14 protein-coding genes are annotated in these 19,237 nt (G+C 50.3%); all 14 read left to right on the top strand.

Translation table 11 applies throughout. The features are described from left to right. Positions 1-14: 14 nt before the first annotated feature. The 14 genes from AC6I3O_RS14730 to cls all read left to right on the top strand — a co-directional run bounded on the left by AC6I3O_RS14730 (position 15) and on the right by cls (position 19,098). Entirely contained in the window at positions 15-2,363 is a 2,349-nt protein-coding gene (locus AC6I3O_RS14730; RefSeq protein WP_497851545.1) for a RelA/SpoT family protein, read from the top strand. A gap of 8 nt (positions 2,364-2,371) precedes the next feature. Then, the gene (locus AC6I3O_RS14725; RefSeq protein ID WP_497851544.1) at positions 2,372-2,992 is read left to right on the top strand and encodes an MBL fold metallo-hydrolase; all 621 of its coding nucleotides are present in this window, start codon (positions 2,372-2,374) and stop codon (positions 2,990-2,992) included. A 14-nt stretch (positions 2,993-3,006) separates the two neighbouring features. Then, a complete protein-coding gene (gene hemZ, locus AC6I3O_RS14720; RefSeq protein WP_497851543.1) occupies positions 3,007-4,509 on the top strand; it encodes a coproporphyrinogen dehydrogenase HemZ in 1,503 nt (500 codons plus the stop codon). A gap of 62 nt (positions 4,510-4,571) precedes the next feature. Then, entirely contained in the window at positions 4,572-5,837 is a 1,266-nt protein-coding gene (gene hisS / locus AC6I3O_RS14715) for a histidine--tRNA ligase (RefSeq protein WP_497851542.1), read from the top strand. A 48-nt stretch (positions 5,838-5,885) separates the two neighbouring features. Next, entirely contained in the window at positions 5,886-7,673 is a 1,788-nt protein-coding gene (aspS, locus tag AC6I3O_RS14710; RefSeq protein ID WP_497851541.1) for an aspartate--tRNA ligase, read from the top strand. Between the two features lie 154 nt (positions 7,674-7,827). After that, on the top strand, positions 7,828-9,513 hold the full coding sequence (locus tag AC6I3O_RS14705) for a methyl-accepting chemotaxis protein (protein WP_497851540.1): 1,686 nt from the start codon (positions 7,828-7,830) through the stop codon (positions 9,511-9,513). A gap of 155 nt (positions 9,514-9,668) precedes the next feature. Then, positions 9,669-10,502 carry a deoxyribonuclease IV gene (locus tag AC6I3O_RS14700; RefSeq protein WP_497851539.1) on the top strand — a complete coding sequence of 278 codons (834 nt, stop codon included), beginning with the start codon at positions 9,669-9,671 and terminating at the stop codon, positions 10,500-10,502. Continuing rightward, positions 10,502-11,242 carry a tRNA (N6-threonylcarbamoyladenosine(37)-N6)-methyltransferase TrmO gene (gene tsaA, locus AC6I3O_RS14695; RefSeq protein WP_497851538.1) on the top strand — a complete coding sequence of 247 codons (741 nt, stop codon included), beginning with the start codon at positions 10,502-10,504 and terminating at the stop codon, positions 11,240-11,242. The genes AC6I3O_RS14700 and tsaA overlap by 1 nt, the downstream gene beginning before the upstream one ends. A 26-nt stretch (positions 11,243-11,268) precedes the next feature. Continuing rightward, positions 11,269-11,571, top strand: a complete 303-nt coding sequence (locus tag AC6I3O_RS14690) for a metal-sensing transcriptional repressor (RefSeq protein WP_497851537.1) — start codon at positions 11,269-11,271, stop codon at positions 11,569-11,571. Between the two features lie 53 nt (positions 11,572-11,624). Continuing rightward, positions 11,625-14,270 (top strand): heavy metal translocating P-type ATPase, encoded by a 2,646-nt coding sequence (locus tag AC6I3O_RS14685; protein WP_497851536.1) that lies wholly within the window; start codon positions 11,625-11,627, stop codon positions 14,268-14,270. Between the two features lie 25 nt (positions 14,271-14,295). After that, positions 14,296-14,820: a GNAT family N-acetyltransferase gene (locus tag AC6I3O_RS14680; protein WP_497851535.1), complete on the top strand. Its 525-nt coding sequence runs from the start codon at positions 14,296-14,298 to the stop codon at positions 14,818-14,820. A gap of 144 nt (positions 14,821-14,964) precedes the next feature. Next, positions 14,965-16,875 (top strand): BMP family ABC transporter substrate-binding protein, encoded by a 1,911-nt coding sequence (locus tag AC6I3O_RS14675; protein ID WP_497851534.1) that lies wholly within the window; start codon positions 14,965-14,967, stop codon positions 16,873-16,875. A 9-nt stretch (positions 16,876-16,884) separates the two neighbouring features. After that, positions 16,885-17,502 (top strand): metallophosphoesterase family protein, encoded by a 618-nt coding sequence (locus AC6I3O_RS14670; RefSeq protein WP_497851533.1) that lies wholly within the window; start codon positions 16,885-16,887, stop codon positions 17,500-17,502. An 18-nt stretch (positions 17,503-17,520) separates the two neighbouring features. Next, positions 17,521-19,098 (top strand): cardiolipin synthase, encoded by a 1,578-nt coding sequence (gene cls, locus AC6I3O_RS14665; RefSeq protein WP_497851532.1) that lies wholly within the window; start codon positions 17,521-17,523, stop codon positions 19,096-19,098. Positions 19,099-19,237 lie beyond the last annotated feature (139 nt).

Here is a 19,237-nt window from a genome sequence, read left to right as displayed (position 1 = left end):
GAGGAGGCGTTAATATGTCAGGAGTTACAACTTATGAAGCGATAGACGACCGGATTGCTGCCGAAGCGATTATGGCCGATCATTCCCAGGGGCTTGAGATCGTGGACGGACACGCGGTAAAAGCGCCGGGAGATTACGAGGAGCCTGACCATTTGTATGACATGTTAATCGCCCGTATTCGTAAATACCATCCGTCTACGGATGTGTCGATGATCAAGAGAGCCTATGACCTGGCACAGGAGGCTCACGGGGACCAGTGCCGGAAGTCGGGGGAGCCGTATATCATCCACCCGTTGTGGGTCGCAATTATATTGGCGGATCTGGAGATGGATAAGGAGACGATTGCGGCGGGGATTCTTCATGACGTGGTGGAGGATACCCAGATCAGTGAGGAAGAGATCCGCAGGGATTTTGGGGATGATGTGGCTCTTCTGGTGGACGGCGTCACGAAGTTGGGACGCTTGTCCTATTCTTCGGACAAATTAGACGTCCAGGCGGAGAATCTCCGCAAGATGTTTCTTGCCATGGCGAAGGATATACGGGTTATCATCATTAAACTTGCCGACCGTCTGCACAATTTACGGACGCTGCAGTTCATGAAGCCGGAAAAGCAGAAGGAGAAGGCGAGAGAGACGATGGATATCTATGCGCCTATCGCCCAGAGGCTTGGAATATCCAAGATTAAGACAGAGCTTGATGATTTGGCGTTAAAATATTCTCAGCCGGAAGTCTTTTTCGATCTTGTTGACCAGATTAATACCAGGAAGATGGAGCGGGAGGAGTTCGTGCAGCAGATTGTGGAGGAAGTTTCCGCCCACATGGAGAATGCGAACATCAAGGCCCTGGTCAGCGGACGTGTGAAGCATTTTTTTAGTATCTACAAGAAGATGGTCAATCAGGATAAGACGGTGGATCAGATTTATGATCTTTTTGCTGTCCGTATCATCGTGGAGTCGGTACGGGACTGCTATGCGGCGCTGGGAGTGATTCATGAGCTGTATACCCCGATTCCGGGACGTTTCAAGGATTATATCGCCATGCCCAAGCCCAATATGTACCAATCCTTGCATACGACCCTGATGAGTTCCGTAGGGCAGCCGTTTGAAATCCAGATTCGGACGGAGGATATGCACAAGACTGCCGAGTATGGAATTGCCGCCCACTGGAAATATAAGGAGTCCGGCGACAGTAAGAAGAGTGTAAAAGCTCAGGAGGAGGAGAAGTTAAGCTGGCTTCGCCAAATTCTGGAGTGGCAGAGGGATATGTCGGACAATCGGGAATTTATGAACCTGATTAAGGGTGATTTGGACCTTTTTGCGGAGGATGTATATTGTTTTACTCCTCAGGGGGATGTGAAGAACCTGCCTAATGGCTCTACGCCCATTGATTTTGCTTATATTATCCATAGCGCCGTGGGTAATAAGATGGTGGGCGCAAGGGTTAACGGGAAACTGGTGAATATTGACTATAAGATTCAGAACGGCGACAGGATTGAGATCCTGACTTCCCAGAATTCCAAGGGGCCGAGCCGCGACTGGCTTGGCATTGTCAAGAGCACGCAGGCGAAGAATAAGATTAACCAGTGGTTCAAACGGGAGTTCAAGGAAGAGAACATCGTCAAGGGAAAGGAACTGATTGCCGGTTATTGCAGGGCGAAATCCATTGTTCCCAACAATATTATGGTTCCTAAGTATCAGGAGATTGTCCAGAAGAAGTATGGCTTCAAGGATTGGGATTCCGTCCTTGCTGCGATTGGGCACGGCGGGCTGAAGGAAGGCCAGGTGGTAAACCGTCTGGTGGAGGAGTACAGTAAGGAGCATAAGCAGGAGCTTACGGACGAGGATGTGCTTGGAAAGGTTGCGGAAGCATCCAGGAATAAAGTGCATATTGCCAAGTCTAAGAGCGGTATTCTTGTGAAGGGAATCGACGATGTGGCTGTGAGGTTCTCACGGTGCTGTAATCCTGTTCCGGGGGATGAGATTGTGGGATTCGTGACAAGGGGACGGGGATTATCCATCCACCGCACGGACTGCGTGAATATGCTTCATCTCACGGAGCCGGAGCGTGCAAGGCTTATTGAGGCTGAGTGGGAAAGTGAAGTAGCGGAACAGGCAGGCGGGCAGTATTTGGCGGAGGTCAAGATTTATTCTTATGATAAGAAAGGACTTTTGCTGGAACTGTCCAGGATTTTCACGGAGCAGAATGTGGATGTGAAGTCTATGAATGTGCGCACCAGCAAGAAGCAGGGAACGGCAACCATTGAGGCCGGCTTCATCGTACACGGAAGGGATGAGCTGGATAAGGTGATTAAGAAGATTCTCCAGTTGGAGGATGTGATTGATATTGAAAGGACGACAGGTTAACCATAGAGATGAAAGTAGAGAGATTTTTGACAGGAATTATCAGTACGAATTGCTATCTGGCGGTAAATGAAGAGACGAAGCAGGCGGTGGTGGTGGACCCGGCAGCCTGCCCGCCTTCTCTTATGAACCGTATTGAGGAAGAGGGGTTAGAGATTACGGCAATCCTTCTGACTCATGGGCATTTTGACCATATTATGGGGCTTGACGGGCTTTTAAAGGAGTACGACGTGCCTGTCTATGTCCATGAGGACGACAGGGAGATCATGACGAACCCGAGATTGAATCTGTCGTCGAGTTATACGTCGGGGTATACCTTTGACGGTGCGGAGTATATTCACGGAGGCGAGACGCTTCGTTTTGCAGGATATGATTTTGAGGTGTTCCACACGCCGGGACATACGCCGGGGTGCTGCTGTTATTATGTGAAGGCGGAAGGCGTGCTGTTCAGCGGGGATACGTTATTCGCAGGTTCGGTGGGAAGGTCGGATTTTCCGGGAAGCAGCGCTTCGGAGCTGATTCGTTCCGTGCGTGAGAAATTGCTTCCGCTCCCGGACGATACCCATGTCTATCCCGGGCATATGGGGGAGACTATGATTGGCCATGAGAGAAAGAACAATCCGTTTTTATAAATTGGGGTATCAGGATGATTGATGTGATATGTAAGAGTGATGCGTATACGTATAATGTGTACCATATCATGAAGGCTTTCTTTCCGTCTGAGGAGATTAAGGTCAGGACGGAGGAGGAGGCCTCTCATTATCTTATGGTGAGGCTGCCGGATGGGGCAGATAATGCCGACGGCAAGGCAGGAAAAAAGCCGCAGGATACCGGCTGGATTACCATCGGTGAAGAACAGGCCGCAGAAGCCGCCGGCGATAATGGGGATGAAGATGAGGAACGTCAGTTGAAATATTGCATTGACACTTGTCTTTATCATGAACTTGAGAAGCGTACAGGGCGCTCCCTTGCATGGGGAATCCTTACGGGGGTCAGGCCCACAAAGATTGCCATGCAGAAATCGGAGGAAGGTTGGGATAGAGAAAAGTTCGTCCCATGGTTTCAGCGGGAATTTTTGGTGAGCCGCGAGAAAGCAGAGCTTTCTTTTGCGATTGCGAAGCGGGAGCGGGAACTGCTGGGGCAGTTGGACTGCGAGAATGGCTACAGCCTCTATGTGGGGATTCCCTTCTGCCCGTCGGTCTGTACCTACTGTTCCTTTAGCTCTGGTGCGCTGGCTGACTGGAAGGACAGAGTCTGGGATTATCTGGATGCCTTGCAGAAGGAACTGACATTTATCGGAGAGATATCTGCCGGGAAGAAGCTGAATACCATTTATATCGGCGGCGGGACGCCTACTACGCTGACGGCTGAGCAGTTGGAATGTTTGCTTAACTGTATCGACGGACATTTCACCAGAGAATATTTATTGGAATATACCGTGGAAGCGGGGCGTCCGGACAGCATTACAGAGGAGAAACTAAAGGTGCTGAAAAAGCATGGGATTACCCGGATTTCCATCAATCCCCAGAGTATGCAGCAGAAGACGCTGGATATCATCGGGCGGCGGCATCGTGTGGAGGAGATTGCAAAAGCCTATTGGCTTGCACGTAAGATGGGGTTTCACAATATCAACATGGATTTGATTGCAGGGCTTCCCGGAGAGGATTCTGCGGATATGGCGGATACGCTGAAACAAATCGGCGCTCTTGCGCCGGACAGCCTGACGGTGCATTCGCTGGCTATCAAGAGGGCGGCGAAGATGGAATTTAAGGATTTGGAATCGGATGCCGGGGAAACGTCCCGCGTGATGTCGGATATGATTTCCCTTGCAGAGGATGCGGCCCATCGGATGGGGATGTCGCCTTATTATCTGTACCGGCAGAAGAATATTGCAGGGAATTTTGAAAATGTGGGATATGCGAAGAAGGGCAAGGCCGGGATTTATAATATCCTGATTATGGAGGAGAAACAGACCATCATTGCGGCTGGCGCAGGAGCTTCGACGAAGATTGTGCTGAAGGAGCCGGTTCCGATGCCGGGCAGCCGGAAGGGGAAGATGACCCATTTACTGCGCAGTGAGAATGTGAAGGATGTTGCACAATATATTGAGAGAATTGACGAGATGATTGGGCGGAAACGGAAATTATGAAAAAATTTCTAATCTTAAAATAAATTTTGACGAATTATTTAGTATAGGTATAGGATAGGAGAATGAATATGGCGTTAAAGAAGAAACCGGTCACGGGAATGAAGGACATGCTTCCCCGTGAGATGGAGATTCGGGATTATGTAATACAATTGATCAAAGATACTTATAAGACCTATGGATTTGTGTCCATGGAGACACCCTGTGTGGAGCACATCGAGAACCTGTGCAGCAAGCAGGGGGGCGATAATGAGAAGCTGATTTTCAAGATTTTGAAGCGGGGCGAGAAATTAAAACTGGAATCTGCGAAAGAAGAAAATGATCTTGTGGACGGCGGGCTTCGTTATGACCTGACTGTTCCCCTTGCGCGGTATTATTCCAACCATGCAAATGAACTGCCGTCCCCGTTCAAAGCCCTCCAGATTGGAAATGTGTGGCGGGCTGACCGTCCCCAGAAGGGGCGTTTCCGCCAGTTCATGCAGTGTGACATTGATATTCTGGGGGAGGCGTCGAACTTAGCGGAGATTGAGTTGATACTGGCGACGACGGCGATGCTTGGGCGGCTGGATTTCCGGAATTTTACCGTGTGCATCAATGACCGGAATATTTTAAAGGCGATGGCGGCGTACAGTGGTTTTAAAGAGGAAGACTATGACGAGGTGTTTATTATCCTGGATAAGATGGACAAGATTGGCGCTGACGGCGTTGCGGCTGAACTTGCGGCAATGGGGTATGCTAAGGAGAAGGCGGACGCTTATCTTGCCCTTTTCGGGGAAGTGACGCCGGATGTGGAAGGGATTCGGTTCTTGAAGGAGAAGCTTGGAGATTGCCTGGCGGACGAGACAGCGGAAGGGATGGAGATGATTATTTCCAGCGTGGAGGCTGCGAAAGAGTGTGAATTCAGGATTTGCTTTGACCCGACGCTGGTTCGGGGACAGTCTTACTATACAGGAACGATTTTTGAAGTGCAGATGGACGATTTCGGCGGCTCTGTTGCAGGAGGGGGACGCTATGACCGGATGATCGGCAAATTTACCGGGCAGGACACGCCGGCGTGTGGGTTTTCCATCGGGTTCGAGCGGATTGTCATGCTGCTTTTGGAAAATGGATACCAGGTTCCGAAACGGCTTGGCAGGAAAGCGTATCTGCTGGAGAAGAAGATGCCTAAGGAAGGCGTCTTGAAAGTGCTTGCCCTTGCGAGGGCGGACCGGGAAGAGGGAAGGCAGGCGTTGGTGGTAAATATGAAGAAGAATAAGAAGTTCCAGAAGGAACAGTTGACGGAGGACGGGTACGAGGAAATCATCGAATGTTATGCGGATACATTTTGCTAACAGACGGCCTGGACAGGATAGCAAATATTTATAAAAAGGAGAAGAGATATGGCAGAGTCAATGCAGGGATTGAAGAGGACTCATAGGTGTGCGGAATTGACGGCCGCTAATGTGGGAGAGACAGTAACGATTATGGGATGGGTTCAGAAGAACCGGAATAAGGGCGGCTTGGTGTTCGTGGATGTCCGGGACCGTTCCGGAATCATTCAGGTGGTATTCGAGGAAGGAAAGTCGGATGTGCAGTTGATTGAGAAAGCGGCGAAGCTTAGGGCAGAGTTCGTGGTCGCCGTCGTGGGAAGAGTGGAAAAGCGTTCCGGCGCAGTCAATGAGAACCTGGCTACGGGGGAGATAGAGGTAATCCCGGAACAGATGCGGATTCTGGCGGAATCGGAGACGCCTCCGTTCCCAATTGAAGAGAACTTAAAGACCAAGGAGGAACTGCGTCTGAAATACAGGTATCTGGATTTGAGAAGACCGGACTTACAGAGGAATCTGATGATGCGAAGTCAGGTGGCGACGCTGACCCGCCAGTTCCTTTCAGAGGAGGGGTTCTGTGAGATTGAGACGCCTGTCCTGATTGGGAGTACGCCGGAGGGTGCAAGGGATTATCTGGTCCCAAGCCGTATCCATCAGGGGCATTTCTATGCACTGCCCCAGTCGCCCCAGCTTTTTAAGCAGCTTTTGATGTGTTCCGGGTACGACCGTTATTTCCAGATTGCGAAATGTTTCCGTGACGAGGACTTACGGGCAGACCGACAGCCGGAGTTTACACAGATTGATATGGAGCTGTCTTTCGTGGATGTGGACGATGTGATTGAAGTCAACGAGAGGCTGCTGGCAAAGCTGTTCAAGGAGGTTCTGGGGATTGAGGTGGAACTTCCGATTCCAAGGATGACCTGGCAGGAGGCGATGGACCGTTTTGGCTCTGATAAACCGGATATCCGTTTCGGGATGGAACTGTGCGATGTGACCGAGGTTGTGAAGGGTTGTGAATTTGCGGTATTTCAGGGCGCAATCGAAAATGGCGGCTCTGTCCGGGGCATCAATGCCAAGGGGCAGGGGAATATGCCGCGCAAGAAGATTGATAAGCTGGTGTCTTTTGCGAAGGATTACGGTGCAAAGGGGCTTGCCTATATTGCGGTCCAGGAAGACGGAACGGCGAAATCTTCATTTTCCAAGTTCATGAAGGATGAGGAGATGTCCGCACTGATTGCCGCCATGGGTGCAGAGAAGGGGGATCTCCTGCTGTTTGCGGCGGATAAGAACACGGTGGTATGGGACGTGCTGGGCGCGCTGCGCCTGGAGCTTGCCCGTCAGATGGAGCTGCTTGATAAGAATGAGTATAAGTTCTTGTGGGTGACGGAGTTCCCGCTTCTGGAGTGGAGCGAGGAGCAAAACCGGTTTACGGCGAAGCATCATCCTTTTACCATGCCGATGGAGGAAGATCTTGGTTTCATTGACAGTGACCCGGGAAGGGTGCGGGCGAAGGCTTATGATATTGTGCTGAATGGAAATGAGATTGGTGGAGGAAGCGTGAGGATTTTTAATCCTGAAATCCAGAGCAAAATGTTCGAGGTGCTTGGGTTTACCCCGGAGCAGGCACAGGAACAGTTTGGTTTCCTTCTGACAGCTTTCAAGTATGGCGTGCCGCCTCACGCAGGACTTGCGTATGGGCTGGACCGGCTGGTGATGCTGATGGCAAAGGAGGACAGTATCCGGGATGTGATTGCATTTCCTAAGGTAAAGGATGCGTCGGATCTGATGACAGAAGCGCCGACGGCTGTGGAGAAGAAGCAGCTTGAGGAACTTGGGCTGGAAGTTGTGGAAGCAGAGTAAAATTTTTCATCTTTGAGTAGACATTTTATTCCATTATTTGTATAATAGATATGTCTAATCTGTATATGGAACGTGTATAATGGTTGCCGAATATGTCCATATTGCATGATAGGAAAGCGATAAAAAGTATAGTAACTAAAGGAGAAACTATGAGATGAAGAACTTGAAGATCAAGACGAAATTATTTTTGCTTGTTGTTTTTATGCTGATTGGCATGGTTGCGTTGGGATTTATGTCCCTTTCATATATGAAACGGATTAATGAGGGCTCGACGGATATTTCAGATATCTGGCTGCCTTCTGTTATCGCATCGGAAGAGCTGAATACGCTTACATCGGATTTCCGGAGAGAAGAGTATAAGCACATTGTGGCGCAGGACCAGCAGACAATGCAGGAAGCTGAGACGAAGATGGAAGACCGGAGCAAGCAGATTGAAGAGACGTTTAACACGTATATGGCTTCTCTGATTACGGACGAAACGGATCGGCAGATGATACAGAATGCGCAGAATGAATGGAACGAGTATCTTAAGAACCATGATACGCTGATTGCGTTAAGCCGTGAGAATAAGACGGATGAGGCTATGGAGATTGTCTTGGGGACGATATCGTTGTATGACGACGTCTCGGATCTGTTGCTTGATGTTGTGGAGTATAACAAGGATGGGGCAGATGCGGCGAGCCTGAATGGCGACAGGCTGTTTTCACAGGCCGGAAAAGTTGTCGTAATCGCATTGGTTGTGATTGCAGCGCTTTGCGTCCTGATGGCAATATACATTATCAGGAGCATCAGCAAGCCGGTCGGCGAGCTTGACAATGTTGCAAAGAAGATTGCGGAAGGCGATCTGGATCAGAATATTACATATAAGTCTAAGGATGAGATTGGAACGTTGTCCGTTAATTTTAACAAGACGGTAGGACGTCTGCGCAATTATGTAAGTTATATTGATGAGATTTCAAGCGTACTCAGACAGATTGCAGGCGGTAACCTGGTATTTGATCTGACCTTGAATTATGAAGGTGAATTTGCCAAGGTGAAACAGGCGCTTGAAGAGATTTCACTCTCCCTCAATGATACGCTTGGACAGATTAACCAGGCGGCAGACCAGGTTTCTTCCGGAAGCGATCAGGTTTCTTCCGGTGCGCAGGCGCTTTCTCAGGGAGCGACTGAGCAGGCAAGCTCGATTGAAGAGCTTGCGGCTACGATTAATGAGATTTCTACGCAGGTGAAGGATACTGCGGCGAATGCGAATGCGGTGCGCCAGCAGACGGATCAGACCGGCGAGCAGGTGGCGACCAGCAATGAGCAGATGCAGGAGATGATAGCCGCCATGACAGAGATTAGCGATAAATCCGGCCAGATCAGCAGGATTATTAAGACGATTGAGGATATTGCATTCCAGACGAATATTCTAGCGCTTAATGCGGCTGTAGAAGCGGCGCGTGCCGGTGAAGCCGGTAAAGGGTTTGCCGTGGTTGCGGATGAGGTGCGTAATCTGGCAAGCAAGTCCTCCGAGGCTTCTAAGAGTACGGCAGCCTTGATTGAAGGCACGGTTCAGGCTGTGGAGAAGGGAACTGAGATTGCCAACGCTACGGCGGAATCTCTGTTTGCTGTTGTGGAAAGCACGAAGGGCGTGGTGTCTTCTGTGGACAAGATTGCTTCTGCAGCTGACCAACAGGCGGAGTCTATTGCTCAGGTGACACAGGGAATCGATCAGATTTCCAGCGTGGTACAGACGAATTCTGCTACTGCAGAGGAATCTGCGGCTGCGAGCGAGGAGCTGTCCAGTCAGGCGCAGGTGATGAAAGGTCTTGTAGGGCGTTTCACGCTGCGGGGATAATAGTTGAATAGAGTAGTAGGAATTGGGGTTACTGGGAAACGCTGTATTTCCTGGTAGCCTCTTTTTGTTATATAAGCTATTGTATTGTTTTCGGAAATACGTATAATGTTAGTTGCGGAGAAAAAATTAAATGTTTTTAAGAAGAAGGAGAAAATATGTTAACGATTGGTACGCATATGTCGATTGCCAAGGGATTGGCGAAAACAGCCGAAAATGTGGTATGGATGGAAGCGAATACTATGCAGATATTCAGCCGGAATCCAAGGGGATCGAATTTCAAAGTATACACAGAAGAAGAGGTGGAAAAGTTCCAGAAGATTCGTAGGGAGCATCAGTTCGGCGCGCTTCTGGCCCACGCGCCATATACCATGAATCTTGCAAGCGCCCAGCAGCGGGTGTATGAGTTCGCATGTACGGCAATCCGGGAGGACGTGGCGAGGATGGATGACCTGGGTATAGAATATCTGGTCTTCCATCCGGGAAGCCATACCGGAATTGGGGTGGAGAAAGGAATCCAAAATATTATCCGTGGCCTTGACCAGGCGATTACAGGGAATGAGAGGATTACGGTCCTTCTGGAAACCATGACGGGAAAGGGGACAGAGATTGGCGCAAGATTTGAGCATCTGAGGGAAATCCGGGACAATGCAGCGCATCCAGAGAGGATTGGCATCTGTCTGGATACCTGCCATGTGTTTGCGGCAGGATATGATATCGTCAATGATTTGGACGGTGTGCTTGCTGAGTTTGACTGCGTGCTTGGATTAGAACTGCTGAAGGCCGTGCATCTCAACGACAGTATGATGCCTTTTGAATCCCATAAGGACAGGCATGCGGTGGTTGGGGGAGGAGAGATTGGCATGGAAGCGCTGCTTGGCGTCTTGCGCCATCCTGTGCTAAAGGATTTGCCTTTTTATCTGGAAACTCCCCTTGACGATGAGGGGCATAAGGATGAGATTCGGATGATTTGTGAGAGGTTGGGGAATTGATGGGAACAATTGAGGATAAATTGACATTGGAAGTGATTGCACATATTCGTTCGGATTTTCCGGCAAAATTCGGGATTCCAAGGCAGAGCGGGCTTGCGGATACGAAGGCAGAGATTCTGTTTGAACCTAAGTACCGCAATCCGGAGGCGTTTCGGGGATTGGAAGAGTTTTCCCATATATGGCTGGTCTGGGGGTTCTCGAAATGTATCCGGGAAGAATGGAGTCCCACTGTAAGACCGCCAAGGCTTGGCGGTAATCAACGTGTGGGAGTATTTGCCACCCGTTCTCCGTTTCGCCCGAACCCGCTGGGGTTGTCCTGTGTGGAGCTTGAGCGGATAGAGAAACGGGAAGGGAAAGGGATTGTCTTACATGTACGGGGAGCAGACCTGATGGATGGAACGCCTATCTATGATGTGAAACCCTATCTTCCTTATGTGGACTGCTGCGAGGAAGCGTCAGGGGGATTTGCGGAGCGTATGAAGGGATATGGGCTTTCTGTGGAGATTCCAAAGGTGTGGATGAAAATAGTGCCGCAAGAGCATAGGGAGGTTCTGGCGCAGATATTGGCGCAAGATCCAAGACCGTCTTATCAGGATGATTCCGAGCGGGTCTATGGGATGGAATATGCGGGAATGGAGGTACGTTTCCAGGTGGCTGGAAATGTGCTGAGGGTGTGTGAAATCAAAATGAGCCGCAAAGGAGAAAATTCCTCTTGCATTATACCCTGTAGGGGTATATAATATATTTGGAAATGAGGTGCAGGCATATGGATGAAAGACAGGAATGCTGTCATAAGACAAAGGAACGTTCAGAAAAAGAATACAAGGATCTGCTCAACCGTCTAAGCCGGATTGAAGGACAGGTGCGGGGATTGAAGAAGATGGTGGAGAATGGCGCGTACTGCCCGGATATCCTGATTCAGGTGTCGGCTGTGAATGCGGCGCTCAACAGTTTCAACCGGGTTCTGCTTACGAACCATATCCGCACCTGTGTAACCGAGGATATCCGTAATGGGAAGGATGAGACGGTAGATGAGTTAGTGGCAACATTACAGAAGATGATGAGATGATACCCCTGTATGGTATTTTAGAAGTTATATCGGCAAGATAGGAGGGATATTCGATGGAGCAATATACGGTAACAGGCATGAGCTGTGCGGCGTGCAGCGCCCGTGTGGAAAAGGCCGTCTCGAAGCTTGACGGCGTGACGTCCTGCTCGGTAAGCCTTCTGACAAATTCCATGGGCGTGGAGGGCGACGTCCCCGCCGCAAAGGTGATTGAAGCCGTGGAGGCGGCAGGATACGGCGCCGCGCAGAAATCGTCAGGCGGCGCAGAGGAAGCTTCAGGCGGCGAGGCGATGGATGCGGGGATACTGAAAGATACGGAAACCCCAATTCTGAAGCGAAGGCTCATTGCCTCTCTTTGTTTCCTGATACCGCTGATGTATGTTTCCATGGGGCATATGATGTGGAACTGGCCTGTACCAGGATTTCTTGCAGGAAACCATGTGGCAATGGGGTTGATTCAACTGCTGTTCACAACAGCGGTCATGATTGTCAACCAGAAGTTTTTCGTCAGCGGGTTTAAAAGCCTCTGGCATCGCGCGCCCAACATGGATACGCTGGTGGCTCTGGGGGCGGGGGCGTCCTATGTGTACAGCACATACGCTTTATTCGCCATGACGGATGCCCAGATGCATATGGATATGGAGCAGGTTATGTCCCTGATGCATGAATTTTATTTCGAGTCGGCGGCTATGATACTGACGCTGATTACCGTCGGGAAAATGTTAGAGGCACGTTCTAAGGGAAGGACGACGGATGCGCTGAAAAGCCTGATGAAGCTGGCTCCTAAGACGGCGGTAGTCGTCCGGGACGGTATGGAACAAGAAGTTCCCATCCGTCAGGTGTTAAAAGGGGATGTGTTTGTGGTAAGGCCAGGGGAGAATATCCCTGTGGACGGCGTGGTCCTGGAAGGAAGCAGCGCGGTCAATGAGTCTGCCCTGACCGGCGAGAGTATCCCGGTAGATAAAGAGGCAGGAAGCCAAGTGTCTGCGGCGACGCTGAACCAGTCAGGTTTCCTTAGGTGCGAGGCAACCAGAGTCGGGGAGGATACGACCCTTTCCCAGATTATCCAGATGGTCAGTGACGCGGCGGCTACAAAAGCGCCGATTGCCAAGATTGCAGACCGGGTGTCGGGAGTGTTTGTCCCGGCGGTCATCGGTATTGCTGTAGTTACGATTCTTGTGTGGCTTGCGGCAGGGCAGGACATAGGGTTTGCACTGGCCCGGGGAATTTCCGTATTGGTGATTAGCTGCCCTTGTGCCCTTGGGCTTGCAACCCCGGTTGCGATTATGGTCGGCAATGGGATGGGGGCGAAGAATGGGATTATGTTTAAGACAGCCGTGTCTCTGGAAGAAACAGGTAAGATGCAGATTGTTGCGCTGGATAAGACGGGAACCATTACCAGCGGGGAGCCAAAGGTCACGGATATGATTCCTGCCAGACATTCCATGAAGGATGTGGGGGCAGGGGATGATTTTGAAGTGACGGAAGACGAGCTGCTTCGGTTGGCTTACGCACTGGAGCGAAAGAGCGAGCATCCGCTGGCCAAGGCGATTCTGGGTCTTGCGAAGGAGAGAGGGCTGGCTTCGCCAAAGGACGGCAAAGAAGAGTCCGGGCTTGAAGTGGATGACTTCCAGGCTGTGCCGGGAAATGGACTGCGGGGAGCGCTGGAGGGTGATTTGCTGACCGGAGGGAATCTGGCTTTCATCAGTGAAAGTATGGATGTGTCAGAAGAGATGAAGCAAAGAGCCGCCCGGCTTTCCGAGGAGGGCAAGACGCCGCTGTTCTTTGGGAAAAACGGACGCCTGATGGGGATTATCGCCGTGGCGGACGTAATCAAGGAAGACAGCCCGAAAGCGGTAAAAGAGCTGCAGAATATGGGAATCCATGTAGTCATGCTGACCGGGGATAACGAGAGGACGGCTCAGGCAATCGGACGGCAGGCGGGGGTTGACGAGGTCATTGCCGGCGTACTGCCTTCCGGGAAGGAGCAGGTAATCCGTAAGCTGAAAGAAAAAGGAAAGACGGCCATGGTGGGAGACGGCATCAACGATGCGCCGGCGCTTACGAGGGCGGATATGGGTATTGCCATCGGAGCAGGAACGGATATCGCCATTGATGCAGCGGACGTTGTGCTGATGAAGAGCCGCCTAAGCGACGTCCCGGCGGCAATCCGTTTAAGCCGTGCGACGCTTCGCAATATTCATGAAAACTTGTTCTGGGCATTTTTCTATAATGTGATTGGAATCCCGCTTGCGGCAGGGATATGGTATCCGCTGCTTGGCTGGAAACTGAACCCGATGTTCGGCGCGGCGGCTATGAGCCTGTCTAGTTTCTGTGTGGTAACGAATGCATTGCGTCTGAACTGGTTCAGGATGCACGATGCATCGAAGGACAAGGCATTACGGAATGAAGCGGATATTTCCGCTAAATCCGAAGAATATGGGAGCGTGCAGGGACAGAAAAAAGGAAATGAAAAAAAGGAGGAAAAAAAGATGACAAAAACAATGAAAATCGAAGGTATGATGTGCGGACACTGTGAGGCAAGAGTGAAGAAGTGCTTAGAGGCCCTTGCGCAGGTAGACGAGGCTTTGGTAAGCCATGAAGCAGGAACAGCAGTAGTGACCCTGAATGCCGATGTTGCGGACGATGTGCTGAAAAAGACAGTAGAAGACCAGGATTATCAGGTGACAGGAATCGAATAAGCGAGGAATCGCCGGACGAAAGGAAATGAGTACGAATATGGAGTTCATAGTGGCTTCGTTAGAGCACATTGACAGGATGTGTGAGATTACAGACCAGGCAAAAAGGCAGCTCAAGGACCTTGGGCTTGACCAGTGGCAGCAAGGGTATCCAAGCAGAGAGGTATGGCTTACGGATATTCAGGAAGGCTGCGCCTATCTGGCAGTGGAGGAGGGCGAGATTCTGGGAATGTTTGCGTTTCAGAATACGCCAGATCCATCCTATGACGTGATAGACGGAAGATGGCTGACCGACGGTGCGTATGCCTCGATGCACAGGGTATGTGTTGCCGACGGATGTAAAGGAAAGGGGATTGCGGGCAGGATGTTCGCATACGGCTTTGAACTGGCAAAGATTGCGGGTTTTGAGGCAGTCAGGATTGACACCCATCCGGGAAACCTTCCCATGCAGAAGGCGTTAGGAAAAGCGGGTTTTGAGGCTTGCGGCGAAATCCGGCTTGCGGGCGGATGTGAAGACGGCGCGCTTCGCATCGGATTCGAGAAGAAATTGTAATTCTATGCTTTGAAGAATGAATTTACAAAGTGTTATGAAGAAAGTTTTATGAAGAAAGGCATGTAAGGCTTGCTGACATTCCATTACTTGGTATATAATAGGTTGGAATGTAAGCAAGTCTTAATTGATTTTAAGGAGGAAATTATGTCATTGACCGATTATGCGAAAGCATATAAGCTTGGAAAGAAAAATTACCAGTCGCGGATGCTCCATGGGCAGCTGCCTACACTGGAAGTATTAGACGATATTATCCCTACCAAGGGTACGTTTTCAGAAGTACCTTTAGGGCTGGTCCAGATTCCAATCGACCAGATTGTGGGAACCAAGACCGGCGGGAGGAGCAATGCATTTGCGGCAAACTTCATGCCAATTCTAAAGGAGACGTCTGAATTTGCCATGAAATGGGCGAAGCTTAGCAGCAGCCACGAGAAGGAAGGAATCCGTGAGCCGATAAAGGCGTATGAATACATGAACAAGTTCTACGTTTTGGAGGGGAATAAACGTGTCAGCGTCATGAAATACTATGGTGTGGTGTCAGTGCCCGGCATCGTGACCCGGATCGTGCCGAAGAGGACCAACGATAAGGAGAATCGGATTTATTTTGAATTCCTGGATTTTTATGAGCTGACAAAGATTAATTATATCTGGTTTTCCGAGGAGGGAAGTTTCAAGAAACTCATTGAGGCAGTGGGGAAAGGAGCGGATGAGGAGTGGGACGATGACGAGAGGCTTGAGTTCAGCTCTATTTACCGGAGATTTATGGCAGAATATACCGCGCAGGACAAGGGGAAACTTGAGGTGACGGTAGGGGATGCGTTCCTTGCGTTTATTCAGCTGTACGGTTATAAAAAGATAGACGATATGACTACCAAGGAGCTGAAAGAACTGGTAGAGAAGTCCTGGGAGGAGTTCTCTCTTCTAGAGGAGGACGAGGACGTGGATTTGAAAATGAATCCCAACACGGAGAAGAAGTCACTTTTGAGCCTGCTCCTGCCCTTTGGCCTTTCAAGGCTCAAGGTGGCGTTTATCTATGAGAAGACGCCGGGTTCGTCAGCGTGGACTTATGCCCATGAGCTTGGACGCCTCCATCTGGAACAGACCTTCCCGGAGGAAGTCACCACGGTTTATTACGAGAATGTCACGCTGGACAATGTGGAGGAGCGTATCGAAGAGGCGATTGCAGACGGGTGCGACATTATATTTACCACCACGCCCTCCTTTGTACAGGCAAGCGTGAAGGCGGCGATTGCTCATCCGGATGTGCGTATCCTGAACTGTTCGGTCAATACTTCCCACCGGTATATCCGTACTTACTATGCCCGTATGCATGAAGCAAAATTCCTGATGGGAGCGATTGCGGGCGCCATGGCAGACCATAACCGGATGGCGTATATTGCGGATTATCCGATTTACGGTTCCATTGCGAATATCAATGCATTTGCGCTGGGGGCGAAGATGATTAACCCAAGGGCGCAGGTCTTCCTGGAATGGACGGCAAAGAAGGATACGGATGTGATGGAAAATGTGCTGAAGATGGAGGTAGACTGTATTTCCGGTAAGGATATGGTAATCCCTGAGGAAGGTTCCAGATTTTTCGGGATCTATCACCTGGAGGGGGAGATTGCCAGGAATCTTGCCATGCCCATTTGGCACTGGGGGAAATTTTATGAACAGATGATCCGGGCTGTCATGGACGGCACATGGAAATATGACGACGACCCGACCTCGAAGAAGGCGATCAATTATTGGTGGGGAATGTCTGCGGGCGTGGTGGATGTGGTATGTTCCCAGAATCTTCCGATTGGGACGAAACGGCTGATCGAGGTGCTGCGGGAGACGATTAGCTCCGGGCAGTTCAATCCGTTTTCTGGCGTCCTGTACTCCCAGGAGGGAATCGTGCAGGACGATCCGTCGAAGGAACTGTCGCCGGAGGAGATTGTCACCATGGACTGGCTGGCGGAAAATGTGATTGGAAGCATCCCGAAAGAGGAAGAGTTGAAGGAACAGTCCAAACCTGTTGTCTCACAGCAGGGAATCGAGAATAAGAAGGGTTAGAATGGTTATATGAAGATACTTGCGATTGCGGACGAAGAGTCTGCCTATCTATGGGATTATTTTGAGAAGAGTAAGCTTGCGGGAATCGATTTGATTATTTCCTGCGGCGACCTTGACCCGAGATATCTTTCTTTCCTGGCGACTTTTACGTCCGTGCCGATCCTGTATGTACACGGGAACCACGATGAGAAATACCAGCAGATTCCGCCGGACGGGTGCATTTGCATTGATGATAAGATTTATGTCCATCAGGGGGTGCGTATCCTTGGGCTTGGAGGGTCTATGCGATACCGCCCCGGGGAATTCCAGTATACGGAGTGGCAGATGAAGAACCGGGTGCGGAAGCTTTGGTTTCAGTTGTTCAGGCATGGGGGGTTCGATATTCTGGTGACTCATGCGCCGGCGTACCAGCTCAATGACGGGATGGATCTGCCCCATCAGGGGTTTCAGGTGTTCCGGACGCTTCTTGAGAAGTATAAGCCGAAATTTTTTCTCCATGGGCATGTGCATATGTCCTATGGCAGGAAGCATAAACGGTATGACGTATATCAGGAGACTCACGTCATCAATGCATTTGAGCGCTGTGAGATTGATTATGAAGATTTTTCCCCGGAAAATATCAGGTGACGAAAGGGTAAGTGAGAAATGCAGACAGATTATAAGAGTAAGCGGCTTAACCTCTTGAAAAAAGGACAGAAGGGGATTATCCATGCGGTGTTCAGCCGGTTCGGGCTTATGCTGATTCTGCTGGTAGTCCAGTTTTTGATGTTGTTCAGTATTTTCCAGTGGTTTGAGGAATTTTTGCCCCATATTTTAGGTGGTACGGCCTTGTTTACCGTAGTGATGGTCATTTATCTGCTGAACAGCAGAATCAATCCGACAGCGAAGATTACGTGGCTGATTGCCATTATGCTTGTGCCGGTATTCGGGGTGCTTTTATTTGCGTATACCCAGAGTGATATCGGGCATCGTGCTTTGAAAGTACGCATGAACCAGATTATTGCGGGTACGAAGGAGAGCGTGCCGCAGTCTGAGATCGTGATGGGGCGCCTGAAAGAGGAGAATCCGGGCGTTGCGTTGCTGGCGCGTTATATACAGCGCAGCGGATGCCATCCGGTATATGGGCATACTGCCGTTACCTATTTCTCTCTTGGGGAGAAAAAGTTTGAGGAAATGCTTCGGCAGCTTGAGGCGGCGAAACATTTTATCTTTATGGAGTATTTTATTGTGGATGAGGGGCTGATGTGGGGCAGGATTCTTGAAATCCTTGCCAGAAAGGCTTCGGAAGGCGTGGATGTGCGTGTGATGTACGACGGTTCCTGTGAGTTTGCGCTGCTGCCCCGGGACTACCCGAAACGCCTGCGTTCGCTTGGGATCAAGTGTAAGACTTTCGCGCCTGTGACGCCTTTCGTCTCCACCCATTATAATTACCGCGACCACAGGAAGATCCTGGTCATTGACGGGCATACGGCTTTTAACGGAGGGGTGAACCTTGCGGATGAGTATATTAACGAGCGGGTGAAGTTCGGCCATTGGAAGGATACTGCCGTTATGCTGAAAGGGGAAGCGGTCAAGAGCTTCACGGTGATGTTCCTGCAGATGTGGGGGATTCTGGAAGAGAAGGAAGAGTATGAGCATTTCCTGTCGTTTCCGGCATTGCCTGTGGAGACGGCGAAGGGGTATGTGATTCCTTACGGCGACTGTCCCCTTGACGAGGACAAGCTGGGAGAGCGGGTGTATATGGATATCCTGAACCGTTCTCTGGAATATGTACATATTATGTCGCCGTACCTGATTTTGGACGGGGAGATGGAGACCGCGCTGAAATTCGCCGCCGAGAGGGGCGTGGATGTGAAGCTGATGCTGCCGGGGATTCCGGATAAGGCGGTGCCTTATGCATTGGCGAAGACCCATTATGCTTCGCTGATTGAGTCGGGGGTAAAGATCTATGAGTACACGCCGGGGTTCGTCCATGCGAAGGTGTTCGTCAGCGATTCAAGGGAGGCGGTAGTTGGGACGATTAATCTGGATTACCGGAGCCTGTACCATCATTTCGAGTGTGCGACTTACCTTTATGGGGTAGACTGTATTGAAGAGATTGAAGCAGATTATCAGGATACCCTTGGAAAATGCAGGAGGGTCACGCCGGATATGGTGCGTAAGGAGAAGTGGACTGTGAAGCTTACGGGGCGGCTTGCGAAGGTTGCGGCGCCGTTGATGTAATAAAAGAAGAAGCAGTTATTGCAAATGCCGCGAACAGGTGTTTTTTTACAGTTGAAAACAAACATAGGTTCTGATATAATCCCATCTTTAACACTTGCAAAAGTCTAAAGAGGCGCTATCCCTTGATTTTACTAGGATT

Source organism: Sporofaciens sp. St.21A7, assembly GCF_059728535.1.
The sequence above is the reverse complement of the archived record's forward strand: the minus strand, read 5'-3'. Positions and strand labels throughout refer to the sequence as shown.